General features: G+C 73.8%; 21 protein-coding genes. 11 read left to right on the top strand and 10 right to left on the bottom strand.

The features are described 5' to 3' along the window. The first annotated feature begins 69 nt into the window (after positions 1-69). The gene (locus tag CXR44_RS26580; RefSeq protein ID WP_101788838.1) at positions 70-909 is read left to right on the top strand and encodes a LysR family transcriptional regulator; all 840 of its coding nucleotides are present in this window, start codon (positions 70-72) and stop codon (positions 907-909) included. 4 nt (positions 910-913) lie between these two features. On the opposite strand, the gene CXR44_RS26575 is transcribed toward CXR44_RS26580, so the two are convergent. Then, entirely contained in the window at positions 914-1,594 is a 681-nt protein-coding gene (locus tag CXR44_RS26575) for a DNA alkylation repair protein (RefSeq protein ID WP_101788837.1), read from the bottom strand. After that, entirely contained in the window at positions 1,591-2,268 is a 678-nt protein-coding gene (locus tag CXR44_RS26570; protein WP_397024302.1) for a TetR/AcrR family transcriptional regulator, read from the bottom strand. Before CXR44_RS26570 ends, CXR44_RS26575 begins: the two co-directional genes overlap by 4 nt. An 88-nt stretch (positions 2,269-2,356) precedes the next feature. Between CXR44_RS26570 and CXR44_RS26565 the strand changes: the two genes are divergently transcribed. From CXR44_RS26565 to CXR44_RS42240, 4 genes are read left to right on the top strand one after another with little or no spacing between them, the layout of a single operon-like run. Continuing rightward, positions 2,357-3,508 carry an acetyl-CoA C-acetyltransferase gene (locus tag CXR44_RS26565; protein ID WP_101788836.1) on the top strand — a complete coding sequence of 384 codons (1,152 nt, stop codon included), beginning with the start codon at positions 2,357-2,359 and terminating at the stop codon, positions 3,506-3,508. A gap of 60 nt (positions 3,509-3,568) precedes the next feature. Next, positions 3,569-5,059: a glycoside hydrolase family 3 protein gene (locus tag CXR44_RS26560; RefSeq protein WP_101788939.1), complete on the top strand. Its 1,491-nt coding sequence runs from the start codon at positions 3,569-3,571 to the stop codon at positions 5,057-5,059. An 11-nt stretch (positions 5,060-5,070) separates the two neighbouring features. Further along, positions 5,071-5,595, top strand: coding sequence for a pentapeptide repeat-containing protein (locus tag CXR44_RS26555; protein ID WP_180903709.1), 525 nt, complete (start codon positions 5,071-5,073; stop codon positions 5,593-5,595). Continuing rightward, on the top strand, positions 5,481-5,741 hold the full coding sequence (locus tag CXR44_RS42240; RefSeq protein WP_425437454.1) for a pentapeptide repeat-containing protein: 261 nt from the start codon (positions 5,481-5,483) through the stop codon (positions 5,739-5,741). The genes CXR44_RS26555 and CXR44_RS42240 overlap by 115 nt, the downstream gene beginning before the upstream one ends. Here the strand turns inward: CXR44_RS42240 and CXR44_RS26545 are convergent. Genes CXR44_RS26545 through CXR44_RS26530 form a run of 4 tightly spaced genes read right to left on the bottom strand, consistent with a single transcriptional unit; the run spans position 5,728 to position 9,048 of the window. Further along, positions 5,728-6,765, bottom strand: coding sequence for an NAD(P)H-dependent flavin oxidoreductase (locus tag CXR44_RS26545; RefSeq protein WP_101788834.1), 1,038 nt, complete (start codon positions 6,763-6,765; stop codon positions 5,728-5,730). The two genes, CXR44_RS42240 and CXR44_RS26545, sit on opposite strands and share 14 nt — an antisense overlap. Then, positions 6,762-7,493: a CoA-transferase subunit beta gene (locus CXR44_RS26540; protein ID WP_101788833.1), complete on the bottom strand. Its 732-nt coding sequence runs from the start codon at positions 7,491-7,493 to the stop codon at positions 6,762-6,764. The genes CXR44_RS26545 and CXR44_RS26540 overlap by 4 nt, the downstream gene beginning before the upstream one ends. Then, positions 7,490-8,302 carry a CoA transferase subunit A gene (locus CXR44_RS26535; protein ID WP_101788937.1) on the bottom strand — a complete coding sequence of 271 codons (813 nt, stop codon included), beginning with the start codon at positions 8,300-8,302 and terminating at the stop codon, positions 7,490-7,492. Before CXR44_RS26535 ends, CXR44_RS26540 begins: the two co-directional genes overlap by 4 nt. Positions 8,303-8,310: 8 nt before the next feature. Beyond that, on the bottom strand, positions 8,311-9,048 hold the full coding sequence (locus CXR44_RS26530) for an enoyl-CoA hydratase family protein (protein WP_101788832.1): 738 nt from the start codon (positions 9,046-9,048) through the stop codon (positions 8,311-8,313). A 48-nt stretch (positions 9,049-9,096) separates the two neighbouring features. On the opposite strand from CXR44_RS26530, the gene CXR44_RS26520 reads away from it, so the two are divergent. The 3 genes from CXR44_RS26520 (at position 9,097) to CXR44_RS26510 (ending at position 12,366) form a co-directional block, all read left to right on the top strand. Beyond that, a complete protein-coding gene (locus CXR44_RS26520; protein WP_245899419.1) occupies positions 9,097-10,035 on the top strand; it encodes an SDR family oxidoreductase in 939 nt (312 codons plus the stop codon). Between the two features lie 178 nt (positions 10,036-10,213). Continuing rightward, positions 10,214-11,761, top strand: a complete 1,548-nt coding sequence (locus CXR44_RS26515) for an MFS transporter (protein ID WP_101788831.1) — start codon at positions 10,214-10,216, stop codon at positions 11,759-11,761. A gap of 8 nt (positions 11,762-11,769) precedes the next feature. Then, positions 11,770-12,366: a TetR/AcrR family transcriptional regulator gene (locus tag CXR44_RS26510; RefSeq protein ID WP_101788935.1), complete on the top strand. Its 597-nt coding sequence runs from the start codon at positions 11,770-11,772 to the stop codon at positions 12,364-12,366. A gap of 21 nt (positions 12,367-12,387) precedes the next feature. Here CXR44_RS26510 and CXR44_RS26505 read toward each other — a convergent pair whose 3' ends face one another. Beyond that, positions 12,388-13,047 (bottom strand): NIPSNAP family protein, encoded by a 660-nt coding sequence (locus tag CXR44_RS26505; RefSeq protein WP_219601997.1) that lies wholly within the window; start codon positions 13,045-13,047, stop codon positions 12,388-12,390. Between the two features lie 115 nt (positions 13,048-13,162). On the opposite strand from CXR44_RS26505, the gene CXR44_RS26500 reads away from it, so the two are divergent. From CXR44_RS26500 to CXR44_RS26490, 3 genes are read left to right on the top strand one after another with little or no spacing between them, the layout of a single operon-like run. Beyond that, positions 13,163-13,423, top strand: a complete 261-nt coding sequence (locus CXR44_RS26500; RefSeq protein ID WP_101788830.1) for a hypothetical protein — start codon at positions 13,163-13,165, stop codon at positions 13,421-13,423. 11 nt (positions 13,424-13,434) lie between these two features. Further along, positions 13,435-13,692, top strand: a complete 258-nt coding sequence (locus CXR44_RS26495) for a hypothetical protein (protein WP_101788829.1) — start codon at positions 13,435-13,437, stop codon at positions 13,690-13,692. 45 nt (positions 13,693-13,737) lie between these two features. Further along, on the top strand, positions 13,738-14,553 hold the full coding sequence (locus tag CXR44_RS26490; RefSeq protein ID WP_101788828.1) for an ATP-grasp domain-containing protein: 816 nt from the start codon (positions 13,738-13,740) through the stop codon (positions 14,551-14,553). 4 nt (positions 14,554-14,557) lie between these two features. On the opposite strand, the gene CXR44_RS26485 is transcribed toward CXR44_RS26490, so the two are convergent. The 3 genes from CXR44_RS26485 to CXR44_RS41160 all read right to left on the bottom strand — a co-directional run bounded on the left by CXR44_RS26485 (position 14,558) and on the right by CXR44_RS41160 (position 17,403). Then, on the bottom strand, positions 14,558-15,853 hold the full coding sequence (locus CXR44_RS26485) for a DUF2252 domain-containing protein (protein WP_101788827.1): 1,296 nt from the start codon (positions 15,851-15,853) through the stop codon (positions 14,558-14,560). A 75-nt stretch (positions 15,854-15,928) separates the two neighbouring features. Next, positions 15,929-16,927 carry a hypothetical protein gene (locus CXR44_RS26480; protein ID WP_101788826.1) on the bottom strand — a complete coding sequence of 333 codons (999 nt, stop codon included), beginning with the start codon at positions 16,925-16,927 and terminating at the stop codon, positions 15,929-15,931. Then, the gene (locus tag CXR44_RS41160; protein WP_245899418.1) at positions 16,924-17,403 is read right to left on the bottom strand and encodes a PadR family transcriptional regulator; all 480 of its coding nucleotides are present in this window, start codon (positions 17,401-17,403) and stop codon (positions 16,924-16,926) included. Before CXR44_RS41160 ends, CXR44_RS26480 begins: the two co-directional genes overlap by 4 nt. Positions 17,404-17,409 lie beyond the last annotated feature (6 nt).

Raw genomic sequence — 17,409 nt, 5'->3', positions numbered from 1 at the left:
AGGTGGCGGATCAACGGGGGCATCGTGCCCGGCCCGCGCGACCTGGTGCATCATCTATTCGTGACGCTTATGCTGCGTGAGCTCCAGTGCTTCACCAGGGTGGCGGCGCGGCGCAGCTTCTCCCGCGCCGCGGCCGACCTGGGGATGTCGCAGCCGGCGATGAGCCAGGCGATCACCAGGCTGGAGCGGGCCTCGGGGATCAGGCTGTTCGAGCGGACGGCCCGCGCCGTCACGCTCACAGCCGGCGGCAGGGCGCTGCTGCCGTACGCCGAGCGGGCGCTGGAGGCGGCGGCGGCGTTCTCGGCGGAGGCGGCCCGGCTGTCCCGCCCGACCATTCACCTGGCTTATCCACCACTCGTCGGCACGCTCGCGGCGCGGGTCGCCCGGCGGCTGGCCGGGCGCACGCCCGCGATCGGCGTGGAGCTCATGGTGGCCGGGCGGAGCGCGGCGTCGGCGGCGCTGGAACGGGGGGAGGTGTCGGCGGCGATCCTGGCGACCCCGGCGCCGGCCGGGTTCGTCACCGCCGCCAGGTTCCACGTCTCGGTGGACCACCTGGCCGTCCCCGCCGGGCATCCCCTGGCCGGCCGGGCCCGCGCCGTCGCGGCCGACCTGGCGGGCCAGGTGCTGCTCGCGCCCGGCGGCCGGCCGTGGCCGGGGCTGCCGGGCCGGCCACGCCTCGTGGCCGACGACGACTTCGCCGCCGCGCTCGACCTGGTGGCCGCCGGCGCCGGGCTGCTGCCGACGCCGTACCTCCTGGTCAGGGGCGTCCGCAGGGACGACGTCGGCTTCGTGCCGCTGGAGGCGGAGGGCCTGCGCGTCACGTACGCGCTGGCCTGGTCGAAGGAACGCGTCACACCGGAGCTGATGGCGCTCGTGCAGGCCGTGCAGGACGCCCTGTGGACCCGGTGACGGCCTAGGAGGCGGGGACGTTCTTGAGCGCCTCGCGGCGGCTCAGCCCCGAGATGCCCTTGGCCCGCACGTAGCGGACCACCTCGCGCGGGTTGACCTTGGCGTACTCGCGCAGCGCCCATCCGATCGCCTTGCGGGCGAAGAAGTCGTTGTCGGACAGGCTCGGCTCGATGCAGGCGTACAGCAGGGCGGTGTCGGTGCGGCCCTTGAACCGGTTCTGGCACAGGATGGCGGTGCGGCGCTTCCACAGGTCGGCGTCGTGCGCCCACTCCAGCATGAGCGGCCGCATCGAGTCGGGGAACGCGGCGAGCAGGCCGCTCATCCGGTGGGTGGCCAGCTCGTCCACCAGGTCCCACCACGCGCCGGTGACGATCATCTCCTCGTACATCGGCACCGTGTAGAGGGTCTGGAACTCCCGGTAGAAGCGGTGACCGGTCAGCTCGACCGCCGCGTAGCGCTCCTCGCGGTATTCGGCCTCGCGCCACAGCTCCAGCACGGCCCGCCGCCACTCCGGGGCCGTGGCGATGCGGTGGTCGGCGAACACCTGCCGGAGCGCGGCCCGGCGCGGCACCGCCTGGACGCCGAGGAACGGCATCGAGGACTTCATGTAGGCCCGCATCGCGGCGGCCTTGCCGGGATCCGCCGCCTCTCGCAGTGCCTCGCGCACCGCCTTGCCGAGGCTCATGCGCGCTGGCTGGTCCGCTCGCCCGTCGCCAGGCCGTCGAAGAGCACGGTGATGTAGTGCTCGGCCAGCCCGGCCGGGTTGAGCCGGCCGCCGGGGCGGAACCAGCGGACCGCGACCCAGATCGTGTCGCGGATCATGCGGTAGGTCAGCTTGGGGTCGACGTCGGCCCGGAACTGCCCGGCCGCCTGGCCCGCCTTGATCTGCGCCACCCACATCTGCTCGACCTCGTCCTCGGCCTTGACGAGGTAGTTGAACCGCTCGAACTGGCGCAGGTAGTTCCAGTCGTTCTGCATGACGGTGATCGCGGCGCGGTGCGGCTCCAGCGTGCCGAAGCCGATGCGCACCATCTCCGACAGCACCGTGCGCGGGTCGGAGCCGGAGTCGAGCGCCGCGCGGTAACGCGCGATGAGATCATCGAGGAAGGTCGAGAGCACCTCGTCGACGATCGTCTCCTTGGAGTCGAAGTGGTGGTAGAGACTCCCGGACAGGATCCCGGCCTCGGTGGCGATCTCCCGCACGGTCGTGGCCTGGAAGCCCTTGCGTGCGAAGATCTCCGCGGCCAGCTTGACGAGGTGGTCCCGGCGCTCGGAGGCCGACCCGGAGGCGGCGCGTTGGCGCTTGGCCGGAGTGGCCGTGGTGGAGCCCGAGCTCTTACGCGTTGTCACGTCTCCCATTATGACCCTTTCACAATCGCTTGTTCACCGAACTCCCCCTGCTCATCCCGCATTCCCGATGCGACCAAGCGCTTGCTACGATGCGGGAATGAACGAGGCGTACATCGTCGGCGCCGTCCGCACCCCGGTCGGGCGGAAGAACGGCGGCCTGTCCCATGCCCACCCGGCCGACCTCGGCGCCCACGCGCTGCGGGAGCTGATGGCGCGCACCGGGGCCGACCCCGCGGCCGTGGAGGACGTGATCTTCGGCTGCGTCGACACCATCGGGCCGCAGGCCGGCGACATCGCCCGCACCTGCTGGCTCGCGGCCGGCCTGCCGGAGGAGGTGCCCGGCGTCACGGTCGACCGCCAGTGCGGCTCGTCGCAGCAGGCGCTGCACTTCGCCGCCCAGGCCGTGCTGTCCGGCACCGCCGATCTCGTCGTGGCGGGCGGCGTGCAGAACATGAGCATGGTGCCCATCTCGTCGGCCATGCTCGCCGGCCGCCCGCTCGGCCACGACACGCCGTTCGCCGGATCCAAGGGCTGGAGCGCGCGCTACGGCACGCGGGAGATCTCGCAGTTCGCCGGCGCCGAGCAGATCGCCGCCCGCTGGGAGCTGTCGCGGGCGGAGATGGAGGCCTACGCCTGCGAGTCCCACCGCCGGGCCGTCGCCGCGATCGACACCGGCCGCTTCGCCCGCGAGATCACCCCGTACGAGGGCGTCGCCGCCGACGAGGGGCCGCGCCGCGACACCGGCCCGGAGCGGATGGCCGCGCTCGGGACGCTGGTGGACGGCGGCAGGCTCACCGCCGCGCTGGCCTCCCAGATCTCCGACGGCGCCGCCGCGCTGCTCGTCGCCTCGCCGCGCGCCGTCCGCGAGCACGGGCTGACCCCGCGTGCCCGCGTGCACCACCTGTCGGCACGCGGCGGCGACCCCGTCGAGATGCTGTCGGCCCCCATCCCCGCCACCGCGTACGCCCTGCGCAGGACCGGGATGACCATCGGCGACATCGACACCGTGGAGATCAACGAGGCGTTCGCCCCGGTCGTGCTCGCCTGGCTCAGGGAGACCGGCGCCGACCCCGCCCGCGTCAACCCCAACGGCGGCGCCATCGCCCTCGGCCACCCGCTCGGCGCGACCGGCGCCGTCCTCGCCGTCAAGCTGCTGCACGAGCTGGAGCGCACCGGCGGCCGGTACGGCCTGCAGACGATGTGCGAGGGCGGCGGCCAGGCCAACGTCACCATCCTGGAGCGCCTGTGAGTCCGTGACGTCAGAAAATCGCTCTAGCAAATAGGAAACTTTCCTATTAGATTGCTGGTCATGCGCCTCAGCGGTGACCTGCTTCGCCTGGCCGACGCCGTCCTGTTGCCGGGATTCGCGGGCCTGACCCCGCCCGACTGGATCCGGCGCCGGCTCGGCCACGGCCTCGCCGGGGTGGTGCTGTTCTCCCGCAACATCGCCGATCCCGCCCAGGTCGCCCGCCTGACGGCCGCCCTGCGCGCCGAGAACCCGGCCGCCCTCGTGGCCACCGACGAGGAGTCCGGCGAGGTGACCCGGCTGGAGGCCGCCACCGGCAGCAGCCGGCCCGGCTCGTACGCGCTCGGCGTCGTGGACGACGTCACGCTCACCGAGGAGCTCGCCCGCGACCTCGGCCGGGAGCTCGCCGCGGCCGGGATCACCCTGAACTTCGCGCCGTCCGCCGACGTCAACTCCAACCCCGACAACCCGGTCATCGGCCTGCGCGCCTTCGGCGCCGCCCCGGACCTGGTGTCCCGGCACGTGCGGGCGTTCGTCCGCGGCCTGCAGTCGGCGGGCGTGGCGGCCTGCGTCAAGCACTTCCCCGGCCACGGCGGCACCTCGGTCGACTCCCACCACGGGGTGCCGGTGGTGTCCCTCGCCGGCGTCGAGGCGGCCCTGCGCCCCTTCCGGGAGGCGATCGCCGAAGGCGTGCTGACCGTCATGACGGGCCACCTCCTGGTGCCCACGTACGACCCCGGCCTGCCCGCCACGCTCAGCCCCAAGCTGCTCACCGGGCTGCTGCGCGAGGAGCTGGGGTTCGACGGCGTGATCGTGACCGACGCCATCGAGATGGCCGCGGTCTCCGCCGCGTACGGCATCGGCGGCGCGGCCGCCCGCGCCGTCGCCGCCGGAGCCGACGCGGTCTGTCTCGGCGGCGAGCGCTCCGACGAGGCGACGGCCGCCGAGGTCCGCGACGCGATCGCCGCCGCCGTCGCCGAAGGCGTGCTGCCCGAGGAGCGCCTGGCCGACGCCGCTCGACGGGTCCGCGAGCTGGCCGTCCGGACCGGCTCCTCGGGCGGCACCACCACCCGCCGCGACGCTCCCGTCGGGCTCGCGGCGGCGCGGCGGGCCGTCCGCGTCACCCGCAGGTCCGCCGGCCCCGTGCTGCCCGTCACCGCCGCCCCCCACGTGGTGGAGCTGGCACCCGAGATGAACCTCGCCATCGACAGGGGCACCCCGTGGGGCGTCGCCGCGCCGCTCGCCGCGCTGCTGCCCGGCACGACCGTGACGAGGCTGACGGCGGCCGAGGCCACCGGCCCGGCGCTCGAGCGGCTCGTCCGCGCCGGCCACGGCCGCCCCCTCGTGATCGTGGTCCGTGACGTGCACCGCCACCCCTGGCAGGATCAGGCGGCGCGCCACCTGCTCAGCGCCCGCCCCGGCGCGGTGGTCGTGGAGATGGGCCTGCCCGAGCGCTCCGACCTGGGCGCGGTGCACATCGCCACGTACGGCTCGGCCGAGGTGTGCGGCCGGGCCGCCGCCGAAGTGATCGCCGGCCGCGCGGCCACGGGATAGGCTCGGCCACCGTGCATCTCACCGGCGAGGACCTGTCCCACACCCTGCTGGCCGACCGGCTGGAGCCGGGCGAGACCCACGTCTTCCGCGAGTGCGACCTCACCGAGGCGGGCCTCGGCGGCGCCGACCTCGGCGGGGCGCGGTTCGAGTCGTGCGTGCTCGACGGCGCCGACCTGCGCGAGGCCGACCTCGACGGGGCCGTGTTCGAGGGCGGCGGCGGGATGCGGATCAGGTTCGACGACGCCGACCTGGTCGACGCCACGTTCACCGGCGTCGACCTGTCCTCCGCGCGGTTCGGTGGCGCGCTGCTCACCGACGCCACGTTCACCGGCTGCCGCATGATCGGCGCGTCGCTGACCGCGTCGCGCGGCACCGGCTTCACCGTCTCCGGTTGCAACCTCACCCTGGCCGATCTCGGCGGCTGCTCGCTGCGCGGCGAGGTCATCGAGGGCGTCCGCTTCGACGACGCGACCTGTCGGGCTGCGACTTCACCGGGGCGACGTTCAGCGGCTGCCGGCTGCGCGGCGCCAAGCTGATCAAAACCGTGTTCGCCGGGGCCGACCTGCGCGGCGCCGACCTCGGCGAGCCCGACGACGCCACGCTGCGCGCCTTCGCCGGCGCGACGATCAACCCCGTCCAGGCCGCCGCCATCCTGGCCGCCCGCGGCATCAGCGTCCTCTGACCGACCCCAGCGAGCCCAGCACGGCCTCGGCCTCGGCCATGATCCGGTCGATCAGCTCCCGGCACGACGGCAGGTCGTCGAGCACGCCGACCACCTGACCGGCGGCCATCACCCCGAGGTCGGTCCGGCCCTCGACCATGGCCGCCCGCAGCAGCACCGGCGTGTTGGCCGCCTGCAGCACCTGCGCCCAGGTCAGCTCGCGACGGCGCCGCATCCGGCGGCCCTCCCGGACCAGCTCGCCCCACGACAGGCCGGACAGCTTCCTGAACCGGGCGCCGTTGACGACCGCGCGCAGCAGCCGCGAGCGTTCCAGCGACTCCACGAACGGCGTGCGCAGCACCCGGTGCGGCACCCCGTCCACCCTGGTGGTGACGACCGTGTCCCGCGCCTCCAGGTACACCCGCTTCACCGCGTCCGGCACCGGCGAGTCGCTCGTCAGCAGGAACCTGGTGCCCATCGCGACGCCGCACGCCCCGTACGCCAGCGCCGCCACCAGCCCGCGCCCGTCGAAGAAGCCGCCCGCGGCGACCACCGGGATGTCCACCGCGTCCACCACCTGCGGCAGCAGCAACGTGGTCGCCACGGGGCCGGTGTGCCCGCCGCCCTCCCCGCCCTGCACGATCACCGCGTCGGCGCCCCAGGCGGCCACCTTCTCGGCGTGCCGGCGCGCGCCCACCGACGGGATCGTCACCACCCCGGCGTCCGCCAGCCGGGCGATCAGCTCGCGCCGCGGCGCCAGCGCGAACGACGCGACCCGCACCCCCTCCCGGATCAGCACCTCGACGCGTTCGGCGGCGTCGGCGGCGTCGGCGCGGATGTTCACCCCGAACGGCGCGTCCGTCCGCTCCCGCACGCTCCTGATCGCGGCGGTCATCTCCGCGACCGACAGGGTGGCCGCCGCGATGACGCCGAGCCCGCCCGCCGCGGACGTGGCCGCCGCCAGCCGGGCGCCCGCGACGTACCCCATCCCGGTCTGCACGATCGGATGCCGGCAGCCCACCAGCTCGGTCAGTGCGGTCCTCACGCCGCCCGCTCCGGCACCTCGCGCCCGCGCAGGCCGCGCGGGTCCAGCACCTCGTCCAGCAGGCGGAGCTCCTCCTGCGTGGGCAGCCGGGTGCGCGGCACGTCGGCCGGCACGTCCAGCTCGAAGCCGGTGGCCGCCACCACGTCCGCCACGCTCACCCCCGGATGGACCGACACCAGCCGCATCGTCGCGTCCGGCCCGCCGAAGTCCAGCACCGCCAGGTCCGTCACGACCCGCCGCAGCTCGTACGCCCCCCGGTCGGTGCCCAGCCCGCTGACCATGTCCACCCGCGGCACGAACACCCGGGGGGAGTGCCGGGGGATCCAGTAGCTCGTCGGGTCGCACCGCGTGTTCCCCGGCGCCCCGCGCACGCCCAGCAGTTGGGCCCTGGGCCGTGCCCAATCGCCGATGCAGGAGATGTTCGTGTTGCCGAACCGGTCGATCTGGCTCGCGCCGAGCATCACGTGCCGCCGCCCGTTCAGCACCAGCCACAGGTGCTCGCGGAACGGCAGCCATCCCTCGACCACCTCGGGCGCCCCGTCCAGCGGCGGCACGTCGCCCGTCAGCAGGCAGCCGCCGTCGTGCGTCAGCAGGTCCGGCTCGAACGTGAGCCGGGCCAGCCGCGCCCCGAGGACGGTGACCGCCCCGCCGATGCCGGCCGCGAGGATCTCCCCGTCGCCCCTGAACGCCTCCGCGCACGCCACCACGCACACGTCAGCCCTGCTCATGAGGCCTGCCCGTCAGCGCCGCCGTCGGCCCCGCCGTCGGCGCCGCGGTCGAACTCCTCCCACGGCGTCTCCGCGTAGCGCCGCTGCGCCTGCTCGTCCCGGCCGTAGTCGGGCTCGCACGCGGTGAACCCCGCGCCGCCCGGCGCCTCCACCACGCCGGCCACCATCGACCGGCTGATCAGCAACGACTGCACCGGGCCCTCCTTCAGCAGGTCGGCGGTGTCCACCAGCCGCTCGCACGACACGTACGCGTGCGTCGCCGCCTTGGCGTACAGGTCGTCGAAGTACGGGTCCGGCCCCAGGTACTGGGCGTTGCCCCGCCGGTCGGCCCGGTTGAGATGCACCAGGGCCACGTCCATGGCCAGCGCCGGCACCGCCACCAGCTCCTCCCCGTCCTCGTACGGCGAGCGCACGGTCCGCAGCCGCGGGTCGATCCGCAGGACGTCCGAGCCGAGCCCCGCCCGCGTCGGCAGGAAGGGCAGCCGGTGCGCCGCCGCCAGCAGCCCGAACATGAACATCCCCTCGTCGTACTCGGTGAACTCCACCGCGCCGCTCTGCCGCGCCCTCCTGAAGTGCGGCTCCAGCGGGATCGAGTCGAGCGTCACGAAGGGGGCCACCACCCGGCGCACCCTGCCGGCCGCGCACAGCATGCCCACGTCCGGCCCGCCGTACGAGACGATCGTCAGGTCCCTGACCGGCGTGCGCAGCAGGGCGCGCACCAGCGCCATCGGCTTGCGGCGCGAGCCCCAGCCGCCGATGCCCACGGTCATCCCGCTCCGGATCCGGCCCGCCACCTCCTCGGCGGTCATCACCTTGCTCACGTGCCCTCCACGAAGCGGTCGCGGTGCGCGTCGCCGGCGCCCATCAGGTTCAGCTCGAAGGTGAAGCCCTGCTCGAACCGGTAGGCGCGCTTGACGTCCACCGGGTCGATGCCGTTGAGCGACTCCTTGGCGCGGCGGATGACGTACGGGTCCTTGGCGGCGATCCCGCCCGCCACCTCCAGGGCCAGCTCGCGCAGCTTGTCGCGCGGCGCGACCTCCAGCACCGAGCCGAACGCGCGCAGCTCGCCGGCCGTCACGGTCCGGCAGGTGTAGACCATGGCGCGCATCAGGTGCTGGGGGACCAGCCTGGCCAGGTGCGTGGCCGCGCCGAGCGCCCCGCGGTCCACCTCCGGCAGGCCGAAGTAGGCGTCGTCGGAGGCCACCACGATGTCGGCGTTGCCCGCCAGCCCGACACCGCCGCCCAGGCAGAAGCCGTGCACCGCGGCGATCACCGGCACCGCGCAGTCGTAGACGGCGGCGAAGGCGGCGTAGCAGCCGCGGTTGGCGCCGACCAGCGCCCGGTGGCCCTCGCTCGCCTGCATCTCCTTGATGTCCACGCCCGCGTTGAACCCGCGTCCTTCGGCCCGCAGGACGACCACCCGGGTCGCCGGGTCCTCCCCGGCCTCGCGCACGGCGCCCGCGAGGTCGTGCCAGTGCCGGACGGTGAGGGCGTTGACCGGCGGGACGTCCATGACGACCTCGGCGATCGGACCGGCTCGCAGCGTGATCCCCATCCCGCTCCCCAGGTGTATACCTAACGCTTGCTTGGTACGGTAGCACCCGTGACCGTGACTTACGACTACGCGGGCCGGACCGTCCTCGTGACCGGCGGGACCAAGGGGATCGGCGCCGGCATCGCCGCCGCCTTCGCCGCCGCCGGGGCCCAGGTCGTCGTCTGCGCCCGCATCCCGCCCCCCGGCTCCCCAGCGTCCGGCTCCCCGGCGTCCGGCTCGGGAGCGTCCGGCTCCCCGCCACCCGGGTCCCCGCCACCCGGCACCCCAGCGTCCGGCTCCCCGCTGTCCGGGTCCCCGCCACCCGAGTCCCCGCCGTCCGGTTCTCCGGCCCCCGGCTCGGCGCGGGCCGGTTCTGCGCCGGGGGGCTCCGAGTCGCCCGGTCTCGCGCCGGGCATCCGTTTCGTCCAGGCCGACGTGCGGGACCCCGAGGACGTGGAGCGGCTCGTCCGGGGGCTGGACCGGCTCGACGTGCTCGTCAACAACGCCGGCGGGTCGCCGTACGCGCCGCTGGCGGACACCTCGCCCCGGCTGCACGCCCGGGTCGTCGAGCTCAACCTCGTCGCGCCGCTCCTCGTGGCGCGGCAGGCGTATCCGCTGCTCAGGGAGGCGGGCGGGGCGATCGTGATGATCGGCAGCGCCAGCGGGACCCGGCCGTCGCCGGGCACCTCCGCCTACGGCGCGGCCAAGGCGGGACTGCACCACCTGGCCCGCTGCCTGGCGGCGGAGTGGGCCCCCGAGGTGCGGGTCAACACGGTCGTGGTCGGCCTGGCGGCCACCGAGAACGCCGCCTCCCACTACGGCCCCGACCAGGCCGCCGTGGCCGCCGCCATCCCCGCCGGTCGCATGGCCACCCCGGCCGACGTGGCCACCGCCTGCCTCTGGCTGGCCGCCCCCGGTTACGTCACGGGGGCCGAGGTGCACGTGCACGGCGGCGGCGAGGTGCCGGCCTGGAGCCGGCTGGCCGGCCATCCGGCGCAGGACCCCTGACCCGCGCGGGAGGGGAACGCCCGGCCTGCGGAAGCGGAGCCCGGCGTGGGCCCGGCCCGGGACGCCGAGCCTGCCGGGCTGGACGCCGCGCGCTTGACCGGGGCTCCCGGCGGAACATAGTTGAACTATGGTACAAATAGTACGTTGGTTCAACTATCAATGGCGAGGTGTGACGAACATGGGACGATCGGCGCGCGCCGGGTGGCGTGAGTGGAGCGGTCTCGCGCTGCTGGCTCTACCGACCATGCTGCTCGGGCTCGACGTGACGGCGCTCTACCTCGTCGTCCCGAGCCTGTCCGCCGACCTGCGTCCGACCGCGACGGAGACGTTGTGGATCATGGATGCCTACGGCTTCCTCATCGCCGGCTTCCTGATCACGATGGGCACGCTGGGCGATCGGATCGGCCGGCGCCGGATGCTGATGATCGGCATGGCCGCGTTCGGCGCGGCCTCGGTCTTCGCGGCGTTCGCTCCCGACGCCCTGTGGCTGATCGTGGCGCGGGCGCTGCTCGGAGTGGCCGGAGCGACGCTCATGCCCTCCACGCTGTCGCTGATCAGCAACATGTTCACCGATGTCCGGCAACGGGCGTTGGCGATCGGCGTGTGGGCCACGATGTTCGCACTGGGGATGGCCGCCGGCCCGGTGGTCGGCGGGGCGATGGTCGCCGCGTTCTGGTGGGGCGCGGCCTTCCTCGTCGCGGTGCCGGTCGCTGCGCTGGTGCTGGCCGGCGCGCCGGCGCTGCTGCCGGAGTATCGGAGCCGTGCCGGTCGCCTCGACCTGCCGAGCGTCGGGTTGTCCCTGGCGGCGATGCTGCCGATCATCTACGCGATCAAGCACGCGGCCGCCCACGGCGTCGACGCCCAGGCGTGGCTCGCTGTCGTCGTCGGGGCCGGCAGCGCCGTCGCATTCGTCCGCCGTCAGCTGCGCCTGAGCGAACCGCTGCTGGACATGAAGCTCTTCACCAGCCGGGCCTTCTCCTCGGCTCTGGGCGTCCTGTTGGTCGGCCTGGTCGGCTTCGGCGGGGTGATGTTCCTGGTCACCCAGTACCTGCAGCTCGTCGAGGGTCTTTCGCCGACGGCGGCCGGGCTGTGGATGGGTCCGCCGGCCCTGGCCATGCTCGTCGGAGCCATCGGCGCCCCTCTTGTGGCCGGTCGGGTATCACCGGGGGTCGTCATGTCGGGCACCCTGGTGCTGTCGTTGGCCGGATACGCGCTGCTGGGCCTCGCGGGGGCCGGCAGCACGGTGAGCGTGGTCGCCGGATTCGCCTTCGTCTACCTGGGACTCGGGGTCATCGCCGCGCTCGGCACCGACATCGTCGTGGGGGCGGCACCGTCGGAGAGGTCCGGGTCGGCGGCCGCGCTCTCGGAGACCGTTCAGGAGCTCGGCATCGCGGCAGGGGTTGCGCTCCTGGGAAGCCTCACCACGGTGATCTACCGAAGCGGGATCGAGGCTCCGTCCGGGCTGTCCCCGGCCGCGGCGGAGACGTACGGCGACAGTCTCTCCGGAGCCCTGCTCCTCGCGGACCGGCTTCCGGTACGGGCTCTCGACCACGCGCGAACCGCGTTCACCAGCGGGCTCAACACAGCCGCCGTGGTGGCGGGCCTCGCCGTGGCGGCCGCCGCGCTCGCCTGCTTCACGACGCTGCGGCATCTCCGCCCTCTCGGCCACAACGTCCCCGAGGCGGAGCCGATAGCCTCGACACGCAGGAGCGGCGATGAAGAGTGAGCAGGGTGATGGCGACTGAACACGACACTGTCGACGGGCGCAAAGCGCGCGGTCAGCGCCGCCGCGCCCAGATCATCGAGGCGACGCTCGCGATCGTCCGCCGCGACGGCGCCAGCGGTGTCACCCACCGCACCGTGGCCAAGGAGGCGGGGATCACCACGAGCCTGACCCTCTACTACTTCGCGACCTTGGACGACCTGCTGGTCGCCGCCCTGACCAGCGTCACGGACGAGTACACCCACCGCATCCGTCGACTCATCGAGTCCGATGACGACCCGGTCGGCGGTCTCGCCCACCTCATCGCCGAATCCGCGGGCGCGGGCCGGGAGCGCGCCCTCGCCGAACGCGAGCTGTCGACCCTGGCGGCTCGCCGGCCCGCCCTGCGACCAGCCGCACGACGCTGGCGCGACAACGTCGCCGAACTCGCCCGGACACAGACCGACGACCCCGATGCGATCGAAGCCTTCGTCGCCCTGTCCGACGGCCTGTGCGCGGCCATCCTTCTCAACGACGACGAGGCCGACCCGGATCACATCCGCGCAGTCCTCGGCAGAGCACTCCAGCGAACCCGCCCCTGGCCTGTCGCCGACGTCAGCGAGTCCTGAGGCCCCAGCCGCCCGTCCCCGTCAGCGCAGGGCCGAGCGAGGGGTGGGGGAGAGGCGGAAGCGGCGTGGCGCGGCCGTCAGCCACGCGCCCACCCCGGGCGGCTCGGCCGGGCAGGACTCCGCGGGGCCGCCGAGCCTGGCGAGCCACACGAAGACCCTCTCGTCGGTGCGGACGGGGAGGGCGGGAAAGGTGTTCTCGGCGTCCTCGGTCGCGAAGCAGGCCACCGGCGGCACCCCGGCCGAGGCCAGCGCGGGCGCCACCCGGTCGGCGAAGAACCGGGCGAACCCCGCTCCGACGGGCCAGACGTGGGCCACGTACCGGGCCTCGGGCGCCTCGGTGGCACCGACGGGAGGCCGTCGGGCCGCGGGGAGGGGATCGCCGGGGAACGCCGGGCGGAGCAGCAGGACGTCGTCAGAGTCGATCATCGTGGCGTTGGCGGCGGCGCGGTGCTCCCGCCACACGGGCCCGCCGTAGAAGGCCGTCAACGCCACCCGCCGAGCCTCCATGTCAGGAAATTTCCGCATCCAGCAGAAGACATCGGGCTCGTCCATGTCCCGGAACTGGCCGACGACCCCCATGCCGGCCGCCTCCTGCGGCTCGACGAACTCCCGCTCGAACAGCTCGATCAGCTCGTCCCGCCGGCCGGGACGCAGCGTGTAGCGCCTGAACTCGTAGATCACGCGGCGTACGGTACGGCCGGGTCGCTGACATCCCCTGTCAGTGACCCGGAGCACCGTCAATCCGTCGGCAACAATCTGTCACGACACATCAACGCAGAGTTATAGGATCGGCCGCGTGTTCAAACCTGTGATCAGAAAACTCTGCGTCATCGCGGCCGCCACGGCCGGGGCCGTCCTGCCCGCCGTGCCCGCCCAGGCCGACACCTGGACGGGCAACCAGAGCCGCGTCGCCGACTCCGCCCAGTCGGGCAACGTCTTCGGCGACATCGCCGCCACCCACCGCGCCTGGGGCTGGTCCGCCAACGTCACCAACGTCAACGGCACGGCCACGACCGCCACCCACGGCGGCACCGTGGTCACCTACATCTTCCACTGAGAGGACCCACCATGATCAGCGCCCTTCGCCTCGCGGCCGTGTCCCTGGCCGCCATCACCCTCGCCCTGCCCGCCGCCCCGGCGCTCGCCGACACCACCACGAAGAACTCCAGCTCCGTCCGCGAGTCCGCCCAGTCGGGCAACGTCTTCGGCGACGTCCTCGCCCGCTCCTCCGGCACTGGCACGGCGACCAACGTCACCTCCGTCAACGCCAACACCGTGACCGCCACCCGCGGCGGCGGCGCCGTCCTGGTCTCCGAGGTCGACTAGCCCCCGCGGCCGGCCCGGGCGAGCCGCACCCGTACCATCGGCACCGTGTTCACCTGTGCCTATGTGACGTTCGACGACCCCGACCAGAACGACGACGAGCGCGAGCCCGCCCTGGCCGCCTGGCGGGAGGCCGGCATCGCGGGGCGGGCCGAGCGGTGGGACGACCCCGGGGTCCGCTGGCAGTCCTACGACGCCGTCGTCGTCCGGTCCGTCTGGGACTACCTCGCCCGCCGCGATGAGTTCCTCGCCTGGGCCCGCCACGTCGAGACGACCACCAGACTGCTCAATCCTGCGGGTGTGCTGGAGCGCAACACCGACAAGACCTACCTGCGCGAGCTGGGCGTGCCGATCGTGCCCACCCACTGGTCGGCACACGACCTGCCCGCCTGGGACGAGTACGTCGTCAAGCCCGCCGTCTCGGCGGGCGCCCGCGACACCATCAGGACCACCGACCCCGGCCGCGCCCGCGACCACGCGGCCTGGCTGGCGGACTCCGGCCGCACCCCCATGGTCCAGCCCTACCTCGACATGGTCGAGTCGGAGGGCGAGACCTCCCTGCTGTACTTCAACCGCCGGTTCAGCCACGCCGTCCGCCGCACCCCCATGCTCAGCCCGGGCATGACGGGCGCCGACCACGTCAGGGCGCGGCCGCGCACCCCCGACCCGGACCAGATCGAGCTGGCCGAGAAGGTGCTCGCCGCCGTCCCCGAGCCGCTCCTGTACGCGCGGATCGACCTGGTCCGGCTGCCCGACGGCGGCCCCGTGGTGATCGAGGTGGAGCTGACCGAGCCCTACCTGTTCCTCCGCTACGACCCCGGCGCGCCGGCGGCCCTCGCCAGGGGCCTGCGCGAGCTGCTGTAGCCGGTCACACCCCGGGCAGGCGGCCGTTGCGGAACAGGTCGACGAACGTCTGATGGTCGCCGCGCGCCTGCGCCCCGTACCGGTGCGCGAAGTCCACCAGCATCGCCGCGAACCCGGGCCGGTCACCCCCGACGACCGCCACGATCGCCTCCTCGGTGGAGAAGTCCACCAGGTCGTGGCTCGACTCGTCGTCCGCCACCGCGTGCATCCGCGCCACCGCCCGGCCCAGGTCCCGCATGATCGACGCCAGCTCGTCCGGCTCGTTCACGTCGTCCCAGTCGAGGTCCGCCGAGTACGGCGAGACCTCGGCCACGAGCTGCCCGACGCCGTCCAGCGTCGTGTGGCCCAGCCACGGATCGGCGTAGGCCTGCAGCGCCCGCTGCGACTCGGCGGTGCGGTGCCCCTGGTGGCGGAAGTACCCCGCCACCTTCTCGTCGGTGACGTGCCGGGCCACCGCGGGCACCTGCGCCTGCTTCATGTAGAGGATCACGTCGTTCTCCAGCGCCTGCGAGCGTCCCTCCAGCAGCAGGTTGTACGACGGCAGCCCGGCCGAGCCGATGCCGACGCCCTTGCGCAGCGCCACGTCCTTGATGGCGTGCGCCACCGAGCCCGTACTGGCGGGCAGCGTGGTGAGGTAGTCGTCGAACGCCGCCAGCACCGCCTCGCGCGCCGACGGGCCGACCGCCTCCCGCCCGTCCGTGATCGCGAAGCGCCGCTCGTAGTCGTCGATCACGGTCTCGGCGTCCAGCAGGGCGACCCTGGTGTTCAGCCGCGCCGTCTGCAGCACCCGGTGCAGGACACCGGTGGTGGTGTCGAGAGTCAGCGCGCCGACGGCGTCGTCGCCGCCGTCGGCGATCGCGGCCAGCTCGTCGAGGTAGGCGGTGGCGAAGCCGGCCACGAGCGCCCCGATCACCTCGTCGGACAGCGCCTTGGCGTAACCGAGCAGCGCCACGCTCGCCGCGAACCGCTTGAGGTCCCAGGTGTAGGGCCCGACGTACGCCTCGTCGAAGTCGTTGACGTTGAACACCAGCACGCCGGAGGCGTTCATGTAGGTGCCGAAGTTCTCGGCGTGCAGGTCGCCGTGGATCCAGACCCGGCGGGTCTGCTCGTCCAGGAACGAGCCGTCGGCGTACGCGCCGGCCAGGTCGGCGTAGAACAGGCACGCGCTGCCCCGGTAGAAGGCGAAGGGGGAGGCGGCCATCTTGCGGAACTTGCGCCGGAAGGCGGCCGGCTCACGCCTCATGGACTCGCCGAACTCGGCCATGAGGACGTCGAGCAGGAAGGATGCGCGTGGACTCATACCCGGACGGTAAGCCGCGGCGCCTCCTCCCGCCCACCCTTTCGGGCCGATCCCGGCGAAGTGTCAGGCGGCAGGTCAGAGCGACGCCGGCCGCCCGGCGGGCAGTGCTCGTATCCCGGTGACGAGCAGCAGCGACACCATCACCGCGAGCATCCCGCACTGGACGACACCGGTCACCCACAGAGGCTGGTTGAACTCCAGCGGCAGGCCCACCGGCAGCCGGTACGCCGCCAGCAGCATGCCGGCCGTCGCCAGGGCCAGCAGCACGGAGGGAGACCGGCGCCGCGTGAGGGCGACGGCCCCGGCCACCAGCACGGCCAGGATCGCGAGCCCTTCGGGACCGAGCCAGAACGCCGCCCACATGAGCCCCTCGCTGTCCGCCGGCGGCATCGCGTTCATCAGGGCGATCAGCGGGGCCTCGAGCGTCAGAGGCAGGACGGCGACCGCCAGCGGCGCGACGGCGCGGCCCCACGGGCGGCGCGCCGGCTGCACGCCGCGGTGGAACCCGGCCAGCAGGGCGAGCATCGTCGTCACGAGGATCAGCGCGACGGCCGCCTCCGACCACCCGAGGAACTCCACAGGCAGGCCGGTGGCGAGTACGTACAGCGACGACCCGCAGCCCACCAGCGCCGCCGCCTTCGCCCGCCGGACGTGCCCCCGCATGACGGCCAGGTAGGCGGCGATCCAGGCGCAGTTCGCCATCGTCGTAGCGATGTGGCGAGCACTAGGAGGCTCGACGAGCAGCGCGGCCGCGCCGAGCGACAGCAGGGAGTAGAGGCTGATCAACGCCTGGAAGCCCACGCCCAGCAGCGCGACCAGCCGGACGGCCTCGCCCCAGGCGACCAATCGCGGCTCGGCGCCCGGGGCGCCGAGCCGCACCCGCACCGCGAGCGCGGCCACGCTGGCGATCTCGTCCCAGCGCGGGCGGGGACCGCGCTCGTCCGGCACCTCCCCGGACATCTCCATGAACGCCGCCACCATCTCATCCTCCCGCTCCGCCCGGTAGGAGGCCGGCAGGAGCCGGAGGACGGCACGGTAACGCTGCTCCAGCAGCACCGGGTCGGGTTCGGTCACGCGACACCTCCGTCGGCCGCCGCACGCGCGGCGAGAGCGGTCAGGGCAGTACAGGCGAGCACCGCCAGAGCAGTGGCCGGCCGGGTGCTGGGAGCCCGGCCGGTCGAGGACCGGCCGCGCTCGCGCGGGGCGGATTCCGGCGCGGCGGTCTCCGGACCGGTGTCCGCGCGGGCGCGCAGGCGGGCCGTCGCGACCTCGGCGTTGGCGGCCAGCCGGGCCGCCTCGGCGGCGAGGGCCCGGGCGCCGTCGTCGGTCAGTCGGTAGTAGCGCCGCAGGCGACCCTGCTGCACCTCCTCGCGGTCGAGCCCCACCAGCCCGTCCGCGGCGAGCCGGTCGAGGACGCCGTACAGAGAGCCGATCTTGAGCTGGACCCGCCCGCCGGAGAGCCGGTCGACCTCCTGGACGATCCCGTAGCCATGCCGCGGCTCGTCCACCAGTGCGGTGAGCGCGAGGAACATGGGCTCCGTTATGTTCACGCCCCC

Source organism: Nonomuraea indica (assembly GCF_002850745.1).
Classification (GTDB): domain Bacteria; phylum Actinomycetota; class Actinomycetes; order Streptosporangiales; family Streptosporangiaceae; genus Nonomuraea; species Nonomuraea indica.
This window is presented reverse-complemented; position numbering and strand designations above follow the sequence as displayed.